Annotated in this window: 14 protein-coding genes; all 14 read right to left on the bottom strand. The window is 36.1% G+C overall.

Going from position 1 to position 18,959, the window contains the following annotated elements:
* A partial coding sequence (locus ABY905_RS05625; RefSeq protein ID WP_372641421.1) for an amidohydrolase family protein occupies nt 1–363 on the bottom strand: 363 nt, incomplete at its 3' end.
* 199 nt (nt 364–562) lie between these two features.
* Complete coding sequence (gene mnmG / locus ABY905_RS05620; RefSeq protein ID WP_372641419.1) at nt 563–2,440, bottom strand: tRNA uridine-5-carboxymethylaminomethyl(34) synthesis enzyme MnmG; 1,878 nt, start codon at nt 2,438–2,440, stop codon at nt 563–565.
* 135 nt (nt 2,441–2,575) lie between these two features.
* Nucleotides 2,576–3,001: an rRNA maturation RNase YbeY gene (ybeY, locus tag ABY905_RS05615; RefSeq protein WP_372641417.1), complete on the bottom strand. Its 426-nt coding sequence runs from the start codon at nt 2,999–3,001 to the stop codon at nt 2,576–2,578.
* 3 nt (nt 3,002–3,004) lie between these two features.
* On the bottom strand, nt 3,005–3,409 hold the full coding sequence (locus ABY905_RS05610) for an ATP-binding protein (protein ID WP_372641415.1): 405 nt from the start codon (nt 3,407–3,409) through the stop codon (nt 3,005–3,007).
* Nucleotides 3,393–6,686: a DUF4175 family protein gene (locus ABY905_RS05605; RefSeq protein WP_372641413.1), complete on the bottom strand. Its 3,294-nt coding sequence runs from the start codon at nt 6,684–6,686 to the stop codon at nt 3,393–3,395. Before ABY905_RS05605 ends, ABY905_RS05610 begins: the two co-directional genes overlap by 17 nt.
* 41 nt (nt 6,687–6,727) lie before the next feature.
* Nucleotides 6,728–7,945, bottom strand: coding sequence for a murein hydrolase activator EnvC (locus tag ABY905_RS05600; RefSeq protein ID WP_372641411.1), 1,218 nt, complete (start codon nt 7,943–7,945; stop codon nt 6,728–6,730).
* Nucleotides 7,946–7,948: 3 nt separating this feature from the next.
* Complete coding sequence (locus ABY905_RS05595; protein ID WP_372641409.1) at nt 7,949–8,821, bottom strand: DUF4292 domain-containing protein; 873 nt, start codon at nt 8,819–8,821, stop codon at nt 7,949–7,951.
* A gap of 4 nt (nt 8,822–8,825) precedes the next feature.
* Nucleotides 8,826–10,565: a tetratricopeptide repeat protein gene (locus ABY905_RS05590; protein WP_372641407.1), complete on the bottom strand. Its 1,740-nt coding sequence runs from the start codon at nt 10,563–10,565 to the stop codon at nt 8,826–8,828.
* Between the two features lie 99 nt (nt 10,566–10,664).
* Nucleotides 10,665–11,663, bottom strand: a complete 999-nt coding sequence (locus tag ABY905_RS05585) for a sugar phosphate nucleotidyltransferase (RefSeq protein WP_372641405.1) — start codon at nt 11,661–11,663, stop codon at nt 10,665–10,667.
* Between the two features lie 351 nt (nt 11,664–12,014).
* Nucleotides 12,015–12,449 (bottom strand): dUTP diphosphatase, encoded by a 435-nt coding sequence (gene dut / locus ABY905_RS05580; RefSeq protein ID WP_372641403.1) that lies wholly within the window; start codon nt 12,447–12,449, stop codon nt 12,015–12,017.
* 237 nt (nt 12,450–12,686) lie between these two features.
* Nucleotides 12,687–14,165: a lipopolysaccharide biosynthesis protein gene (locus ABY905_RS05575; RefSeq protein WP_372641401.1), complete on the bottom strand. Its 1,479-nt coding sequence runs from the start codon at nt 14,163–14,165 to the stop codon at nt 12,687–12,689.
* 874 nt (nt 14,166–15,039) lie between these two features.
* Nucleotides 15,040–15,783, bottom strand: a complete 744-nt coding sequence (locus ABY905_RS05570; protein WP_372641399.1) for a hypothetical protein — start codon at nt 15,781–15,783, stop codon at nt 15,040–15,042.
* Between the two features lie 423 nt (nt 15,784–16,206).
* Complete coding sequence (locus tag ABY905_RS05565; RefSeq protein ID WP_372641397.1) at nt 16,207–18,603, bottom strand: ABC transporter permease; 2,397 nt, start codon at nt 18,601–18,603, stop codon at nt 16,207–16,209.
* 17 nt (nt 18,604–18,620) lie between these two features.
* A partial coding sequence (locus ABY905_RS05560) for an ABC transporter permease (protein WP_372641395.1) occupies nt 18,621–18,959 on the bottom strand: 339 nt, incomplete at its 5' end.

Genomic DNA, 18,959 nt, shown 5'->3' with positions numbered 1-18,959 from the left:
TGGTGTAGCAGGAACGCAAGAAGGCACACCAAAGCGAATTTCAAGAGGTGTTTTCCTGGCATCATTTATCATGAAGTCAATCCCGATCTCTCCCAATACATTTGCAATTTCATGCGGATCAGTCACAACACCTAAAGTTCCTTTCCTGACAACTAAATCAGCAAACCTACTTGGTATTAATAATGAACTTTCGATGTGAACATGTGAATCAACCAAGCCAGGAAGGATATAACAATCCGGGGCATCTTTAAGTTCATTGATAGAATAGATCATTCCATCACGAACTTCGAGTTCACCCTTAAATATTTTCCTTGAGACAACGTCTACAATATTCCCTGCAATAGTAAAGTTCGAATCCGCCATATTAATAAGCTTTACAAATTAGAATACAAGATACTCAAGTATCCAGTTAAAAAGAATATGGATTTAAATAAGTTGAACATCCAATCAAAATCCGGTATACTAAAAGCTCGAAAACACACATCTCACAACAAAGATACGGCACTTTCGAGCTCTTAAAGGGATTTATTTCTCAAACCACCCTAGTGTTCCACGTGGAACATTAACGTCCCATAAGGACTAGAAGTACGTTTATATCACTTGGAGAAACACCTGGAATACGCGAAGCTTGCCCAATCGTTTCGGGTTTAATTTTATCTAATTTCTGACGCGCTTCAGTCGATAAGGATTGTAAGCTTGTATAGTCAAAACGATCAGTAATAACAATTTTCTCAAGTCGTATCAGCTTATCTGCTATTAGCTTTTCTCGCTCTATATAACCTGAATACTTGATCAAGACTTCTGCAGCCTCAATAATCTCGTCTCTTCTATTTGGAAATGAATTCAATAGTTCACTTAAAGGAAGAATTGTATCAATAAAATCAGTAATATGAACCTGAGGTCGCAAAATGACATCATAAAATTTCATACCTTGCTTAAGCGGACTCGTTCCCAAATCATCAAGAACGGCATTTATATATTTTGGTTTCACACCGAATTCTTTACAGAAGTCGATAAGCTTGTTTCGAAATTTGATTTTTTCCGTCAACAAATCCATTCGCTCCTGATCAGCCAATCCTAATGCAAATGCACGTGGCGTTAATCTCACATCAGCATCATCTTGTCTGAGGAGAATTCTATATTCGGCTCGTGAGGTAAACATACGATAGGGTTCATCTACACCTTTAGTTACCAAATCATCAATCAAAACACCAATATAGGCTTCATCACGCTTTAAGGTAAATGGATCTCGATTTTGAACTCTCAAACTGGCATTTATACCAGCCATCATACCCTGTGCTCCCGCTTCCTCGTAACCGGTGGTTCCATTAATTTGTCCTGCAAAATAGAGGTTCTTAATCAACTTGGTCTCCAGAGTGTGATACAACTGAGTCGGTGCAAAATAATCGTACTCAATAGCATAACCTGGACGATACATTTTCACGTTCTCAAGACCTGGCACTTTTCTTAATCCATTCAATTGAATGTCCCAAGCTAAACTTGAAGAGAAACCATTAATATAATATTCGTGTGTGGTTTCACCCTCAGGTTCCAGAAATAAAAGATGCTCTTTTTTTTCTGCAAAAGTGGTCAACTTCGATTCAATACTCGGACAATATCGAGGTCCTGTACTCTGAATAGTTCCATCGTACATCGGAGATTCTTCAAATCCAAGTTCCAACTCTGAATGAACTTCAGGATTGGTATAAGTAATATAACAAGGTCGCTGAATGAGCTCCTTATCTACATGATTTGTTAAATATGAAAACTGATGGAAATCCTCTTCTCCATCCTGTCTCTTCATTACAGAAAAATCAATGCTTCGCCCATCAAGTCGAGCCGGAGTTCCAGTCTTCATTCTGCCAACTTCGAAACCAATCGATTTTAACTGCTCGCTAATTCCCATTGATGAAGGTTCTGACGTTCGTCCCCCCATCTGCTGATTACGGCCAACATGCATCAGTCCGTTCAAAAAAGTTCCGTTGGTTAAAACAACTGATTTCGATTTAATATCAATTCCCAGTTTAGTTTTAACACCAACCACCTTTTCATCTTCAAAAAGAAGACCTACTACGGCATCTTGCCACATATCTAAGTTATCGGTATTCTCAACAACACTTCTCCACTCGGCAGAAAAAACCATACGATCGCATTGTGCTCTTGGACTCCACATAGCAGGTCCTTTAGAACGATTTAGCATTCTAAATTGGATAGATGACTTATCGGTAACAATACCTGTATAACCTCCTAATGCATCAATTTCTCTCACAATTTGCCCTTTAGCAATACCACCAATGGCTGGATTACAAGACATTTGGGCAATCTTATTCATGTCCATGGTGATAAGAAGCACCGTGGATCCCAAATTGGCAGCTGCCGTTGCGGCCTCACAACCTGCATGACCTGCACCAACTACTATTACATCATATTCTGCTAACATATACGCTTTCAGTATTTTACACCTATAATTCTCATCGAAATATAGGGTAATATATTAAATACAACCTCTTTAAATGTCATAAGAGACAATGTAAAAAGCTAATAATCAATTTTTTAATTCGAAAATTTCACAAACTTAATGAATCTTGGAAAGTAAAGCTAATGATTCATCTTCCTTTTGGGTCATTATTTCCTGATCCTCATCACACTTATCATCAATCCCGAGTAAGTGAAGTACACCATGGACAATTACCCGGTGCAGTTCTTCCAAGAAATCAACCTGATATTCTTCAGCATTATCACGAACAGTATCTACAGAAATAAACAGATCTCCCGAAATGATATCCGCAACGGTATAATCAAAAGTGATAATATCAGTGAAGTAATCATGATTTAAATGCTCACGATTCATCTCCAACAAATAATTATCAGAACAGAAATAATAATTAATCTCCCCTATTTCGCATTCGAAGTTCTCAACAACTTGAGAGATCCACATACTGATTTTTTCCTGATTGATTTCAGGCATTTCAGTTTCACATGTACTGTAAGATATCTGCATTTATTATAGATTGAAAATCATTTTAACATGTCTACCCTCAGCACTGTAATGCACTGAGTCGGCCAAATGATTCATCAAAAATACACCTCTTCCATGGATTTTTTCGAGATTTTCGGGAAGAGTTGGGTCTGGAAGGCATAAAAAATCAAATCCATCACCCTCGTCTTTAATAACGCATGTTATACAGCGTTCATTTACCTGGAAATGGATAGAAACATTCTTTTTATGATCGAGCTTGTTGCCATGAAGAATGGCGTTGTTCACGGCCTCAAGAACGGCTATCGAAATTTTCTCGCTAGCTTCGGGACTGATTTTGTAATGTGAAGACAGGTTACTAATTAGGTTCTCTACGCGTTTCAAATAGTGAATGCGTGAAGGAAGCTTTATTAAGTTATCTGCTTTTGCCATCGTTTAATCGAATAAGATAGTCTAAATAAATTTTATTGTAGTAGTCTATGAGTTTCACGTTCGAATCATTAAACAAATCATCGAACTCGGGATCTATTTTCTTATACTTAAAAATTGCTTTAGGGTTACTCAATTTATGATTTAGCCCCGAATTACTTTCTCTTTTCTTATCAAAATCTTTCTCTCGTGACGAATTTTCAGCTTCCAACAATCGTGTCATTATCTTATTCTGGCGGATAATCGTCTGCTGGTTAATCGAGAAATTAGAAATTTCACGTTCAGTTTGCTCCATCAAACTCATCACTTCTCTCAAAACCTTTTCAGTTTGTTCACCATGACCTCCATGCTGAATCATTTCATTCATCTTTTGACGGAACATCTCTTGTTCTCGCAAATATTTACCCATCTTCTCACTCTGCTGACCAGCTTTACCTTTTCCATCTTTCATTCCTTGAATCATCTGTTCAAGCATCTTTTTTAAAGATTCTTGTTGCGACTTCATTCCTGAAAAAGAAGGCTGATTGCCTTTCTTATCTCCCATTTGGCTACCCGGCATTCCGTTCGCCATTTGTTCCATAAGCTGATTTAAAGCCTCTGATAAGAAAACTGCCAGCTCATTTATTTCTGTCATAGACTTCTGCTGAGTCACCCTCGCTTGATAAGCTCTACGATTATTCAACTCATCAAGACTTTGACTCAATAAATTATCCAAATCAAAAATTCTATTACCAATAAGAGCAGCAACCTGAGGTGTACGGCTCGATAATGATAATAAAGAATCTTGCAATAATTGATATTCTTCTTTCAAAAGCCCCTGCCTATCTATGATATTGACATATAATGGGTTCTGATAGTTGATTTTTTGCAATTCTAAAATAAGCTTTTCTTGTTGAAAAGAAAAATCTATCAGGTTATTAAGTAATTTACTTAACATATCAGTATCAATACTCATCTGCATGGACATGCTTCCGGCCATAGCTTTTGAGAGCTTTTGAGCCATTTCGGATTGTTTCTGAGAGCTTTTATTCATACTCTTTCCAGCCTTGCCCATTTTATTTTCACGAAGCTGATCAAGACTTTCTTGCATGCTTTTTTGAATCTCATCTTTTTCATTTTGGAGATCACCTAGCTTATAGGGTTTTTGGATTTCGGAATTTTTCTTCATCATATCATCCAAATCCTTTTTAATACGCTCCCATTTCATTTTTGCGCTGACCTGCTTTCGAATGGCATCCTCTTTATCTTTTCTCTTAAATTGAGAAAGTGCTTTTTGCTCTTCAGCTAATTTTTCTAATCGGGAAGAAAGTTGCTTTACACTTAATTCAATTTCGTAGCGTTCTAATAATTGTAAATTTCGATCAAGCTGTTTTTGAAAATCGTCCATAGACATTTTCAATTGATTTCCCAATTTATTAATTTTTTCTCTATCTAGCTCTTCGGCCAATTTATTGAACTCTTCAAAAAGATTTTTTAACTCATCATCCAAAATCTTCTCCATCAACTCTTCAATCTTCTTTTGTTTGTCGAGAAGCAGTGAATCTTGCAATCCTGCCGCTTTCATAAGCTGATTTTTACGGGTATTATCCTTCTTAATTTCTTTTAAGAGATTCTCAAGATGGTTTTTCTGTTCTTCAATTTCCTGAAACATCTGATTTTGTTGCCATTGATCACTCGAATTATCCAACAAACTCTTCTGTAATTTGTGTACTTCCTGCTGAATAGATCGACTTATTTCTTTTCCTTTCTCCAATTTACTAGTCAAACTGTCCTGAATATGAGAATTCAGTTCAAAAACCTGTTCGGCGTTCGGTAAGTAGTAATTTAGAAAATCAGACTTTGTGCTTTTAGGTTTATTGATGGCATCATTATCAAAAACTTCAAAATAATGTTGAACTCGACTTCCTTGGGCTAAATTGGCAGAAGAAAAATCGAAGGCGAAATAAAATTCCTGGCGATTTAGATTTTTTTGAATTGGCACTGGTAAAAATTTAGCTAACTCTCCTTCGACTTCATAAGCAAAACGCAATTTGCTAAAACCGTAATCATCTTTAATCACCCCCTTAAAATAATAGGCAGCTGCATTCAAAGAATCATTTAGCATACTGATGCCAATACTCGGATATTGATCTGATATAGCTTCCAGTTGGTATCGAGCATAAACTGCCTTATCATACTCGCTATTGGCAAGTGATATTTCATAAGTTTCAGATCCCATAATGGTTTCGTCAAAATCCAATTTAGCACCTGCTTTGAAAATAGATTTATCCATCTTCACAAAGTGAATTCCAAGAGTATCTGCATCGTAAGCCTCTATAAGCCATTCCAATCTTGATCCGACAGGAAAGCTTGCATCACCAATTTGGCTTTCAGTACGAGAAGGTAAACCAGTGTAAGATGGAGGATTAATCTTGATTTCTAACTTGTCTAATATTGGTTTCGATTTAACGAGTAATCGATAAAAAGGGGATTTCGTTTTGCCAGATTGAAGTGTGAAGGAAATTTCAGAATTTATATTTCGAAACTCATAAGTAAAAACACCCGAATCCATAGCAAGCATCAAATATTTTTGCCCTCCAAAAACCAATTCAACGGATTCAGGAAAATATTTCCCTTCAGTTCGAACACGCAAAAGATAATCCTCTCCTTTCTCAGCAAACAAACCGCTCTCAACTATAAATTCGAAATCGGCAGGAGACTTAAAATTTTCCCGGAAATGGATGAGACGCTGACCACTCGTTGGATAAAAATCGGGGAAAGCAATATAAATAATCACAGAAAGAATCAAAACACCTAAGAGATACTTGAAATAAATATAAGCATCCTTAAAAGATATACTTTCTCGAAAAGACAACAGTTTTAAGGTCGAAATACGTTGGTTGATACTGGCAATAAGCAAGGCATTATCCTCAGGATTTTGCAAGGCATTCTCACTTAGCTCAAAGGTATTCAACAGACGATCCTCCAATTCAGGAAAATGAGCCGAAATGATAGAAATAGCCTTACGATAAGAAATCCGAGACCCCTTGGTTATGAGTCCTCTTAAAGGGATGATAATCAATGAAACAAACACAAATAGCTGCAAACCAGCTCCAATAAGAACCAAAATTGTTTTAATTCGTGCAGATAGATAGAGGTGGTATTCGAAAACACTCAAACCCAGGTATAGTATAATCAAGAAGAGAATTGTAAGAAGGAGTCCTCTTAAAATTTGAAACTGATAATACTTCCGGATAAAATTATCCAGTTTTTCAATAAATATATCTTGGTTGGATTTCATTTACTTGAAAATAGATAAAAATATTAAGGGAAGAAAATTAACTACTTCTTTAAAAGCCAAGTAGAAGGGTTCAGTTTAGTAGTTGCTTTCCACATCTGAAATTTTAATACCGTTTGATTTTCCTTTTCATCCGTATAAATCGCACCAATTGATTCTTTTGCAGAAACTAAGTCACCTTTTTTCACAGCCACCTTAGCTAGATTAGAATAAACCGTCATATAATCGCCATGTTTGATAATAACAACCATATTTAGCCCAGGCATAGATAAGATATGCGTGACTTCCCCCTTAAAAATTGATCGGCAAATCGAATGCGGTTTGGTTGTAATATCAATGCCATCGTTATTCACCCTCACATGTTTTAGTACAGGATGAGCATGCTGTCCGAACTTCTGAGAAATGAAACCAGTAGGCGTAGGCCAAGGTAATTTCCCCTTGTTCTGACCAAAGTTCGCCCCTAAAACTTTCTCTTCTGGTGTTAAACCATATGCCCCACTTGTGTTCTTTTTCTTTTTAGCCAATCGAGCCTGATTAGTAATGATATTACGAATTTTTTTCTCAAGCTTTTTATCATTCTTTTGCTGAGTCCTCAAATTCTTACGAAGGGTTTTCTCCTTCTTTTTCAATTGAGAAAGAACATTCGATTGTTGATTCTTTTGAGATGACAAACTCGTGGATGCTTTTGTATTTAGGGCTAACAGAACCTGCTTCTCTTTTTTAGCAAGTGTTAATCGATCAAGCTTTAAATCTAAATCAACTTTAGTTTCAACCAATTGCTCACCTCGTTTACGAGTGAATTCAGAGAATTGTTGCAGGTATTTATACCTCATATAAGCCTGGTTGAAATCCTTTGAGGCAAACAGAAACATGAGTTTATCACGAGAATTCTTTTGACGGTGAGCGTATACAATAAGCTTTTCATACTGCCCTCTTAGCTCATTGTACTTCTTTTCCAGACTTGAAATCTCCCTGTTCGTATTGCCAATTTTAGAGTCTGTAAAATCCAACTCTTTTTGGATATTAAGAATCATATCCTCTTGTAGTTGAATCTTTCTATTAAGCACCGATAAGAGACCTAAACTAGACTGCTTCTTCTGCTTAGTATTCTGCAAAAGCTTTTGCGTATAGGCTATATCTTTAGCATTCTGTTCCTTTTGTTTCTGAAGTTTGGATATATCTTGTGCATTTACCGAACTATTCAGCAGTAAAAAAGAAATAATGAAAAATAGAATTAACTTCTGACTTTTTAGAAATCCCATAGTTTATTCTGGATAGATTCTTTTATATTTGCTTGAGACCTTAAACGGAAATTTAAGGTCTTGATTCAATACAAGCTTATTATATTTCAATTTACAAGATAAGGATTGTGTTGAGTCCTTCACCTTAAAAACCAATTCACTTGGAAATTTTTGTCCTTCCAAATTAACAAAGTCACGATATTTTAAGATCATATCCCTTTCCTCACCAAACAGCCTGACCAAAACATTCGTAATTTTCATCATTAATGGATCTATTTCGAAGCGTTGGTAATTGAATTTATAAAGCTTTTCGTATTTATCTTTTCTCAATTTTCGTTCAACCTTTGATGCCTTATCAGAGATAAATACATACTTATCGTCGATCACTTTTCCCTTAAAGTTCCTGATAAAAGGACGTCGTTTTTCATGAAGATCATTGAGCTGAAAAATCCCATTTGTTAAAATGCTCTGAAGCGTATAAAAATCAACATCCATATTAAGTTTATCCGATAAGAACGTGAAATCACTCGCAATGTACTCCTTCTTTAAACGGTCTATCATTTTAACAGAATCAGGTGTGATATACAGACGAGCTACTTCAATAATTCCAGTTGGTGCATTAATTTTCACCATGATAATACTGTCTCTTAATATCTTAATTGATCCTCTTAGATTCTGAGTTTTTCCCTTTGACTCATAATGTGCTGAAAAGCGCTTTATCCAAAGTGTATTGTAGAATAAGCTACTATCCTGAATCTGATTATAGAGCTTGTTATCACTTATTCCATGTGCTCGTTTCCGACCCAATTCAAAGGTCGATTTACACGAAAATTGTAGGAAAACTAATAGCAAAAACGCAATGCCAAGCAGGCTATTTTTTGTTTGAAATATTCTCATTATACTATTCAGGAATTACCCCTGTTTTAATCTTTTCTGATAATTGTTCTGATCCTTCACCAATCTTCTCAGCATTTTGCCACTCGGTCATGGCCGCTTCCTTTTCACCTAAACGAAAAAGAATATCACCATAATGCTCAACGATTACAGCTGACTCACGTCCTCCAAATTGAAGAGCCTTTTCCATAGCTCTTTTAGCATCGGAGAAAGATCCCAATTTAAACAGAACCCATGCATGAGTATCTAAATAAGTTGAATTCTCCTTTTCGATTTCAACACATTTTAAACTCATCTCCCTGGCCTTTTCCAACTTCAAATCAAGAACCGACAAATAATAGCTGTAATTATTTAAAACAATTACATTATCAGGATCAAAAAGTAAAACTTCATCATAAGCCTTAAAAGCCTTTTCGGTATGACCAAGCTCGTATTGTGCATCCCCCAAATAAGTCAAGAACTGAATTCTCATGGGTATATTTTCACCCACGTAATTGAAGCCTGTAGTCAATGACTTCACTGCTGTTTCATAGTCCTTTTTTTGAGCTGCTGCAACACCATTAAAAATATAAAGCATGGGTTGAGTCGGGAAATATTTGATTGCTTCAGCACTATCATCCAGCATGCTATCAAAGTCTAACAACTCATTATTTATAAACATCAATTCTTCCCAAACGACGTAATTGCTTTTCTCCTGCAGAAGAACTTTTCGAAGCAATTTTCGCGCACCAGCACTATCCTTATGACGACGTAAATAATCGGCATAAAGTGCATTCACATGGATATGATCAGGGTGTACTTTAAGTAATAAATCTAACAATGCCTTTAGGTTCTCATCAGACAACTGATTCTCTTGATCTGCCATGATCACACCCATCAAATATTGAATTTTTTTATCCGGGTTAACCATATCACTGGCAAAAGCTTTTTTTAGAGAGTTAAAAGCCAGCGCCTCTTGCTTATTCTTACGGTAATATTCAGCCAAGTAAAAATGAACCAATCCATTCTCTGGAGCAATTTCCACAATCTTTTGGTACTGGGCTAATGCCTTATCATCTTCACCATCCTGAAGATACATATCGGCTAGAAGACCATAATTTTCAATTTTGAAAGGAAATTTCTTTGTCAATTTATTCAACTCAGCATAGGCATTTTTCCTTTTGCCTAAACGCAGATAAAGAGCATGTTTATTAATGCTTATTTGCTCATTAACGCCTAGTTTCTTTTCTAGTTTCTGATACACCTCAAGGGCTTGTTCAAATTTCTCAACAGACGTATATAGTTCCGCTTGTATATGATAAAAATCATCGCGCTTTGGAAATTGGGAAGCCAAATTCTCATAAACTTCACAAGCCTGATCGATCATACCCTTAGCCTTGTAAATGCCGGCTAACTGAACCTGATACCACATGTTTTTGGGTTGAAGAGCTACTGCTCCACGAGCCAATTCCAGGGCTGAATTAAAATTTTCCTGACTGATATAGATGTTAGCCAATTCATAGCGAACAACCGCACTAGTTTTGTCTAACTTAAGGCAGGTAGCGAACCACGAAATGGCTTTTTCGTATTCGCCCAGGACAAGCGCTTTTTCACCTTCATGAAACGCATAATCAAACTCAAGACGCTTCTGTTCAGTTAGCTCTACTTTACTCTGTTTTTTATCCTTTCCCTTCTTTTGTCCTAATGCAGCAAAAGAACCAAACATTAGTACTCCAGCAAGCATATAAACTATAAATTGTCTTCCCATCTTTCAGTTTTGTATTTCAATTCGATAAAGCTCATTTATACAAATCGATTCTGAAACCTGAATTAACAGGCTTCAGAATCTAAACTTTAATCCAATTAATTAGCAGTTGGTATAATCACCAACGCTGTATTCTTTTGCTTCGCCAGTGACTTCAACAAAATTTCCTAACATAGAATTTTTGATATTGCCACCCGCAATTTTAGTATTAGTCTGAATAATAGCATTCGAAATCAAAGAGTTCTCAACTATTGAATTATCGCCTAATGAAACGTGAGGTCCTACCACCGAATTCTTAATCACCACATTCTCGCCAATATAACAAGGAGGAATAATCACTGCATTTTCATTTACAATATTATCTGCAACCAATTTATCATTCTTGTGATACTCCAGTATACGTTGATTTGTGTTGACTGTTGCATCTTTATTGCCACAATCCATCCACTCAATCACCTGACCTGGAACAAAGTTAAGCCCCTTATTCTTCATATTCTCGAGAGCATCAGTTAACTGATATTCTCCATTTACCAGGACCTTATTATCTAATAAATACTGAAGTTCTGATTTCAGATTTGCACCATCTTTAAAGTAGTAAATACCAATAATAGCTAAGTCTGAAACAAATTCTTGTGGTTTCTCAACAAAGTCTGTGATACGATTGTTATCGTCCATTTTAACCACACCAAAAGCAGACGGATCCTCAACCTTTTGTACCCAAATTACAGAATCTGCTTCATTATCTAAAACAAAGTCTGCTTTAAATAAAGTGTCAGCAAAAGCAACAACAACTTTGCCTTCAAGAGAATCTGCAGCACAGTGAATAGCGTGAGCCGTACCCAATGCTTCAGTTTGATAATAGATACTTGCCTTAGCATTTAGGTCAGAGGCAATCTCTTTCAACTGAGTTTCAACTTCATCACCAAAATGTCCAACGATATAGGCGATTTCTTCAATTTCCTCACCAGAAACCTTTGCAATCTCTTCTAATAGACGTTGTACAATTGGTTTTCCTGCGATAGGAATTAAAGGTTTTGGTACAGTCAAAGTATGTGGGCGCATGCGCTTACCCATTCCTGCCATTGGAACAATAATCTTCATATTCTTTTTTAGTTTTTTATCATGTCTTGATTATGCCAACCCCAAACCACACAAAACGGGGGTGATATAAAGGCAAAATCAAAGTTACTGAATAAGTTCTAGTAAAATTGAGCATTAATATTTATTAACGCTTGGTTGATTAGTAATATGTAATTAATGATGATCGATTAACAATTGGTAATTAGAATAAGCTTAATAAACCGCTAGATTACTAAATGGTTTAATTGTTAGATGGCTAGATGGCTGATCGGTTCAATTGTTAGACTGTTTAATTGATTAGGTGACAAAATACATCATCAACCATCGACTTCGATTAGGACACCGCATCCCCACATTACCACATCACCAAATTTATTCTTTACCTGTATGTCCGAATCCTCCTGCAGCACGTACGGTTTCTTCGAGCTCTTCAACCGCTTCCCATTGCACAGTAGCATGAGCCGCAACTACCATTTGGCAGATGCGATCGCCATCATTAATCTCAACCACAGAGTTAGACAGATTAGCTAAAATCACACGAATTTCACCACGGTAATCCGCATCAATCGTGCCAGGAGTGTTCAAAACAGTAACACCTTCCTTTAAAGCCATACCACTACGTGGACGAATTTGAGCTTCATAGCCAGCGGGCAACTCAATAAATAAACCTGTAGGAATTAAGGTGCGCTCAAGAGGTTGCAATATCACCTTTTTGTTAATATTAGCTCTCAAATCCATACCGGCTGACAAAGCTGTACTGTACTTTGGTAAATCGTGCTTCGATTTATTTATAATTTTAACCTTCATCTTTATATTTGTTTAGTTTTTAATTTATTTCCCACAGATTGCGCTGATAAACGCAGATCTCTTAAGAGTTGGCCCTTACACATTATTGGTTAATCAATTCCGTAAGATTTCGGAGCCAACTATTTTGACATTTCGACTATTTGAAATTTTCATCTGTAATCACGCCTAAGGCCGATATCGCTTTATTCTGCTTTAAGTGGTTTAAAACTTATAAGTATATAAATACTTTCAACTCTTTCACTCCCCCTTTACCCTTCTTAACACAGACCACAATTTCTCCTTTTGGAAAACGACCACTAAAAATAGAATAATTAATGGAGTTTTAGCCAGCATTTTAAGCCAATGGTTATCGAAAACAATATAGGTACTCACAAAATAAAGGAACATACCCAAAGCAAAATAAGTCGCAATACGTTTTAACTGGTAAGGTATAGGATAATACTTTTGTCCTAAAATATAACTGGTTATAGTCATGAATATTGAGCAAACCAAAATGGCTACAGCTGCCCCATAATAACCCATCTTAGGTACGAGAATAATATTCAAGGTTAATGTTATTGCCGCTCCTCCCACGGCCATATAAGCCCCAAATCGGGTTTTATCTGTTAGTTTGTACCATAGGGATAAGGAAAAGAAAATTCCCAAAAAGAAGTTGGCCAAAAGCACCATGGGTACTATGTCCAAGCCATCACGATACTTCGGCCCAATTAAGATTTTAACAATATCGATATAAAATATCACACTCAGGAAAATAAGCATTCCCAATATCACAAAATACTTCAGCACATCGGCATAGAGTTTTTTGCTGCTTTCATCCTTGTTTTGAGAAAAGAAAAAAGGCTCAAAAGCAAATCGAAAAGCCTGAATAAAAAGGGTCATAATAACAGCTAACTTGAAATTAGCGCCATAAATACCCGTTTGAGACAGGGCCTCACTGGCATCAGAAATCAGCTTTGGCATCAGCATTTTATCCACATTCAGATTAATTTGTGCAGCAATGCTAACCACTAGAATTGGGGAAGCATAAGTTAGCACTTTGCGAAGCAAGGCCACATCAAACTGCAATTTTATCTTAACCAAATCGGGAATTAGTAGAATCAAATTAAAAAGGCTGGCCACAAACATGGCAATAAAAATATAACCAATACCAAAATCCGGATTCCAAATACGAGTTACACCAAGATCGGGAAAGTATTCATTCAGTTTCGGACAAAGCAATAGGAAGAAAAGGTTAAGACCTAGATTTATTCCAATATTACTCAGCTTTATAAATGCATATCTTAAGGGTCTGTTTTGCTGACGGAGCTGTGCAAAGGGCAAAGATGTTATGGCATCTAAGGCCAATGTCAAAGCTAATAGAACTATGAAAATAGATCGATCACCCACATTTAGAAATGAAGCTATAGGATCGTAAAAAAAGTAAACACCAAGAAGAAAAAATAAACTGGTAGTAGTGACTGAGAAGAAAGTCGTTGAAAAAACATTTTCTCGATAGCCTTTGTCGTTAGCGAATCGGAAATAACCTGTCTCCAATCCATAAGTTAAAATCACAAGGGCCATAGCCACATAAGCCATCAGGTTTGTCACAATTCCATATTCCGCTTCAACAAATAAATTGGTATAAAGAGGCACTAAAAGCCAATTTAGCAATCTTCCGAGAATTGAGCTTACGCCGTAGATGGCCGTTTCGCCGGCAAGTTTCTTTAATGGATTCAAAATATCTTCTTTGGAGTTAAAATCATCTTCATTTATAAAAAGCAATGCCTCTATCAATCAGAACAAGATACTGAACCTGATTGTTTTTAGAGCACGCTTTACAAGAAGACAAATATAGCGAAAATAAGGTTTGATCTTGATTGAAATATTGAATTGGAATAATGAAGCTGTACCCCTTTTAGATTGTAGAAAGATCTGAATATTTCTGTTTGTAATCAAAACCAGTATCTAAGGATTTTGTTCACTAAAAGACTCATTATAAACAGATGAAAATTGCTCCACGTGGAGCAAATCATTAAAAAGGAAGACAAAAAGGACCCCTATTTAAAATAGATATAAATAGCATCACAACAAACGTTTTCGAGGACACTCTATAACGTTTGCGCTCATATCTGCCTGAAAATCACTTTCAAGAACCATATTTAATGCTCATCTTTGTGGTGTACACGTTTAAGGAACGTTTATGTTAGTGTTTGTTGTTTAAGTATTTTGTGAACATCCCGATTGGTAACCCCAGTCGGGATGTTTCATTTTATATTACTCATATCTCAAACTTTCAACAGGATTCCTCGTCGCTGATCCTCACTATTGATATGGCTAAAAATAAACAGCAGAAAACAAAAGAACACCCCTAGCTTAAGCCTGAGATGTCTTTCTGTTTAGTTGAATGTCATTTTTATAGAAAATAGATTCCTTTTGATTGGATTGATATTCCCATCGGTCTTCATACTATTTCAATCGTGCAAAATGAACGACTATCGGGTAATTTGATTGATCTATCGGTATATAAATTCACCTATCGGGTGATTTTCATATCCTATCGGCAAAAACAAGCTCCTATCGTGAAACGTGTCAGCTATCGTAGGTGTTTCAGCTACTCTTCAATATTTTTTGCTTCGTTTCTTTCTCGTCCTTTACGCAAATACTCACTCGAATATCGTTTTTGTTTTTCTTCGTCGTTCCAAAAGGCGTACTTTCCATAGGCCCGGATTTCATCGACCAATTGTTTAAGGTACGTGTAGGCTCTGTCGCGCATAAGCTTTTCTGGTCTGTTTTTGCTGTTTTTTACGCCATCTACCGTGTTTATTAGGTCGGTAAGGTCTAAGGAAATATGCTTGGCACGATCTGCTTTAGTGGTATCAAAAAAGATGGCTGCTAAGGGTTCAGGGTACTGTTTAGCAAAAGCTGAATAGTCGCTCATGTCCTGAATTAAATCCATATTTCCATTGCCATCTACTATGTTCTTTAGTTTTTTTAGAATATCCGGATGGTTACGGTAGGCAAACTGAAAGTCGTGCTTTAATTCGCGTTGCAAGAGTCTGGCTTCATCAATTTTTGCTTCCCACTGCTGCGTGCTGCTTAGTGCCGATTGATAAACTGCTATCCAGGCAGATTGTTTGTCTTGCAAAAATTTGGCACTTGGTATAAGCTGCTGAATTAGGCCTTCTTTTAGCCCTTTAGCCAAAAGAACTTCTTCGTCTTCCGTTGCATATCGATTAAGTGTTCCGGACTCACCAATGGTAATGTCTACAGGAATAATAGGTGAAACAATTTTGTCTTGAGTACTTTCAATAACAAGTTCTTCAATCGTTTTTGTTGTTGTTGTTGCTTCAGTCATTTCTAGTGGGTTTTGGGTTTAAATATCAACATCATTGATAAATGAAAATTAATTTCGTCATATGAAAGTAGGAAATATATGTTAAAACAAAAACGTTTTTAGGAAGGAATTTCATCTTAATTTATGATAAAGTGGCGAAAGCTTTGTATTTATAGAGGTTCAAGCTGTATTAAAAGTTATGGATAAGCATTGTGCTTATATCTCCCTACCCCTAAATCCCCTAGAAGGGACTTTGCCAAAACTACAGTTCGTATATTTGAAGAAAATTAGACGCTGATTAAATATAATATCGTATGATCAAGTTCCCTTTTTCACACTTTATTTTTTAAGAGAAAAGAACCACTCCTCCTTATCCTTCGGCAGGCTCAGGAACCGAGAGGAGAAATGAAGGAGAAACGATTCACAACTTACTGTTTCAATTTTTTATTCATAACGTAAACTCTCCACTGGATTACGTGTTGCTGCTCGCCACGATTGAAACGAAACCGTAATAAGTGCAATTCCCATGGCGATAAGCCCTGCTAAGGCAAAAATCCACCAGCTGAGTTCTGTTTTGTAGGCAAAATTCTCAAGCCACTTGTACATGGCATACCAGGCAATGGGGCATGCAATCACAAAGGCTATAGCTACTAATTTTAAGAAGTCCGAATTAAGCAGCTTGATAACCTGATAGGTCTTTGCTCCATTGACTCTTCTAACACCAATTTCTTTGGTTCGTTGTTCTGTGGTAAAATAAGAAAGAGCACCAATTCCAATTATTCCGATGATAATGCCAAGAATTGAAAAGCTCATTAATATCTTTCTCAGTATGTTTTCCGATTTGTATTGTTGGGCAATCTTATCATCCAAAAAGAAATAGTCCATCTTTTGGTTTGGATAATGTTTGCTCCATTCTTCTTGTATACAATCCATTGATGTTCGTATATCTGCTGATGATAGGCGAATGTGCGTATATCTGGCCCAGGTTTGACATTCTCCTAACACAAAAATATAATCTCCTATCTGCTCATGGGCAGAACTGTAGTTAAAATTCTCGACTACTCCGATAATATTAAATCTGATTTGATTTTCCTCAAGCGGTTTACTAGTTAGGTATGTTTTAAGCTGTTCTATACTTTCGTGTTTTTCCATTAGCCTGTTGTACAAATACCTGTTAATAACCATTCCCCTTATTGTATCCATAGAAGGATTGATATAGTTATGCACAAATTGGATATCCATGGTTTTTAAAAAGTCATAATTGGCCATAGACATCTCGGCAGTTCCTTCTACACCCAATCCTTCAAGAGGCAAGGTTTGAGTAGGATGTCCAAAATATTGTCTTGTAAATCCAACCGATTCAATCTGGGTTCTTTTTCTTAACTCATTTGCAAACACATTAGGATCTTTAGAAAAATCTTTCACTTGAAGAACAACAATTTTGTCTTTAATAAAACCAAGTGGTTGATCCAAAATGTAATGAATTTGTTTGTTCACCAAAATTGTAGATGAGATGAGCACAATGACAATCAGGATTTGGAATATCATTAAGGGTTGCAAGAGGCGCCTGCCTGTGAAAGGGCTTAAGCCTCTAATAATATCACTTGTGGAATTATTTTTCAAGATAAAGAAGCGCACAAATAATACACTTATGCCGCCACTAAAAACAAGAACAAGCAAAATAGCAAAGTATATAATAGGTTCAGAATAATAAACCTCGAACTGAATCTCAAAGAATTGATTAATAATTGGTTTTATCAACTCAATTGAAAACAAGGAAATGAAAATTGAAATGAAACTTAGTAGTAGCACTTCAATAAGCACTTGAGTTAACAAATGTTTACGGTGAGCACCAACTGAGGATTTCATGCCAAACTCTTTGGATCGTTTAAAGAGATTTACCGTAATTAAGCTAACAAAATTGATTAGCGAGACTAATAATATAACAAAGGCTATTGTTATAAATAATTTGATATTGAGCTTGATACTACTTTCTTTTAGTTCGAATCGATGATTTGATCTTAGATGAATATCCGTAATTTTCAAAAGTCTAAAATTATATTCTCTTGGTCCGGGTTTTTCTTTGAAACTGCTTCGATTGTAATGCGATAAAAGTTTATCAGCAACATTAGTGTGCTCAGCTTCATTTTTTAGTTTCACATAGTTATATACCCAATGGGTTTTTCGTTCCGATAAACGATTATAACGTCCCTCCAGCACACCTTTCTGAGAAAGAAGAATTTCACAATTGAAATGTGTTTTAATGGGTGTGTTTTTAATGATTCCAACAATTTCAAATCTTCCGAAGCCCTCTCTTGATCTCAATGTTTCTGTCTCTATATATTGACCAATTGGATTTTCATTTTTAAAGTATTTCATCGCAAATCTTTCAGAGATAAATGCGACATTAGGCTTTACAATTTCTTCTAAATTTCCAACCAAACTTTCAATTCCAAATATGCTCATGAAATTTGTATCGACCGATAAAATATCTTGTTGCAAGACACTTTGATTATTTATAATTAGGGTTTCAAGTTTGGAATGTGAGAATTTAGTCGCATTCTCAACTTCAGGAAAATTTAGTGATGCTTCTTTTATAAATCCCAAACTTCGTGCCCATGCATCTTTCCATTCATCGTTAATATGATTTGGAGTAGATATGACCCTATAAATATTTTCATGTCCTGATATATGCCTATCATAGCTTCGTTCATTTTGCACATGTATGAATAAGACAAAAAAACAGGCAATACCAATACTGAGTCCGAGTATATTGGTCACAGAAAAGACCCTATTCTTAAATAGGCGTAAAACAGATAATTTTAAATGGTACCAAAGCATAATATAGGTTTTTAGGGTTATTCATATCTCAAACTCTCTACAGGATTCCTCGTAGCCGCTCGCCAAGATTGTAAGGAAACTGTAAGCAGAGCAATACCCATAGCTATAAGCCCTGCTAAAGCAAAAATCCACCAGCTAAGCTCTGTTTTATAGGCAAAGTTTTCGAGCCATTTGTGCATGGTATACCAGGCAATTGGGCAAGCAATTACAAAGGCGATGATTACCCATTTCATGAAATCCTTATTTAGCATTGTGATGATTTGAGAGGTTTTAGCTCCGTTAACTTTACGAATTCCGATTTCTTTCCTTTTTAGGAATATGGCATTTAGTACCATACCTAACAAGCCCATAATTGA

This window comes from Ancylomarina sp., from assembly GCF_041555295.1.
Taxonomy (GTDB): Bacteria; Bacteroidota; Bacteroidia; order Bacteroidales; family Marinifilaceae; genus Ancylomarina.
Note: the sequence above shows the minus strand (reverse complement) of the source record. Positions and strands in the feature narration are given on the sequence as shown.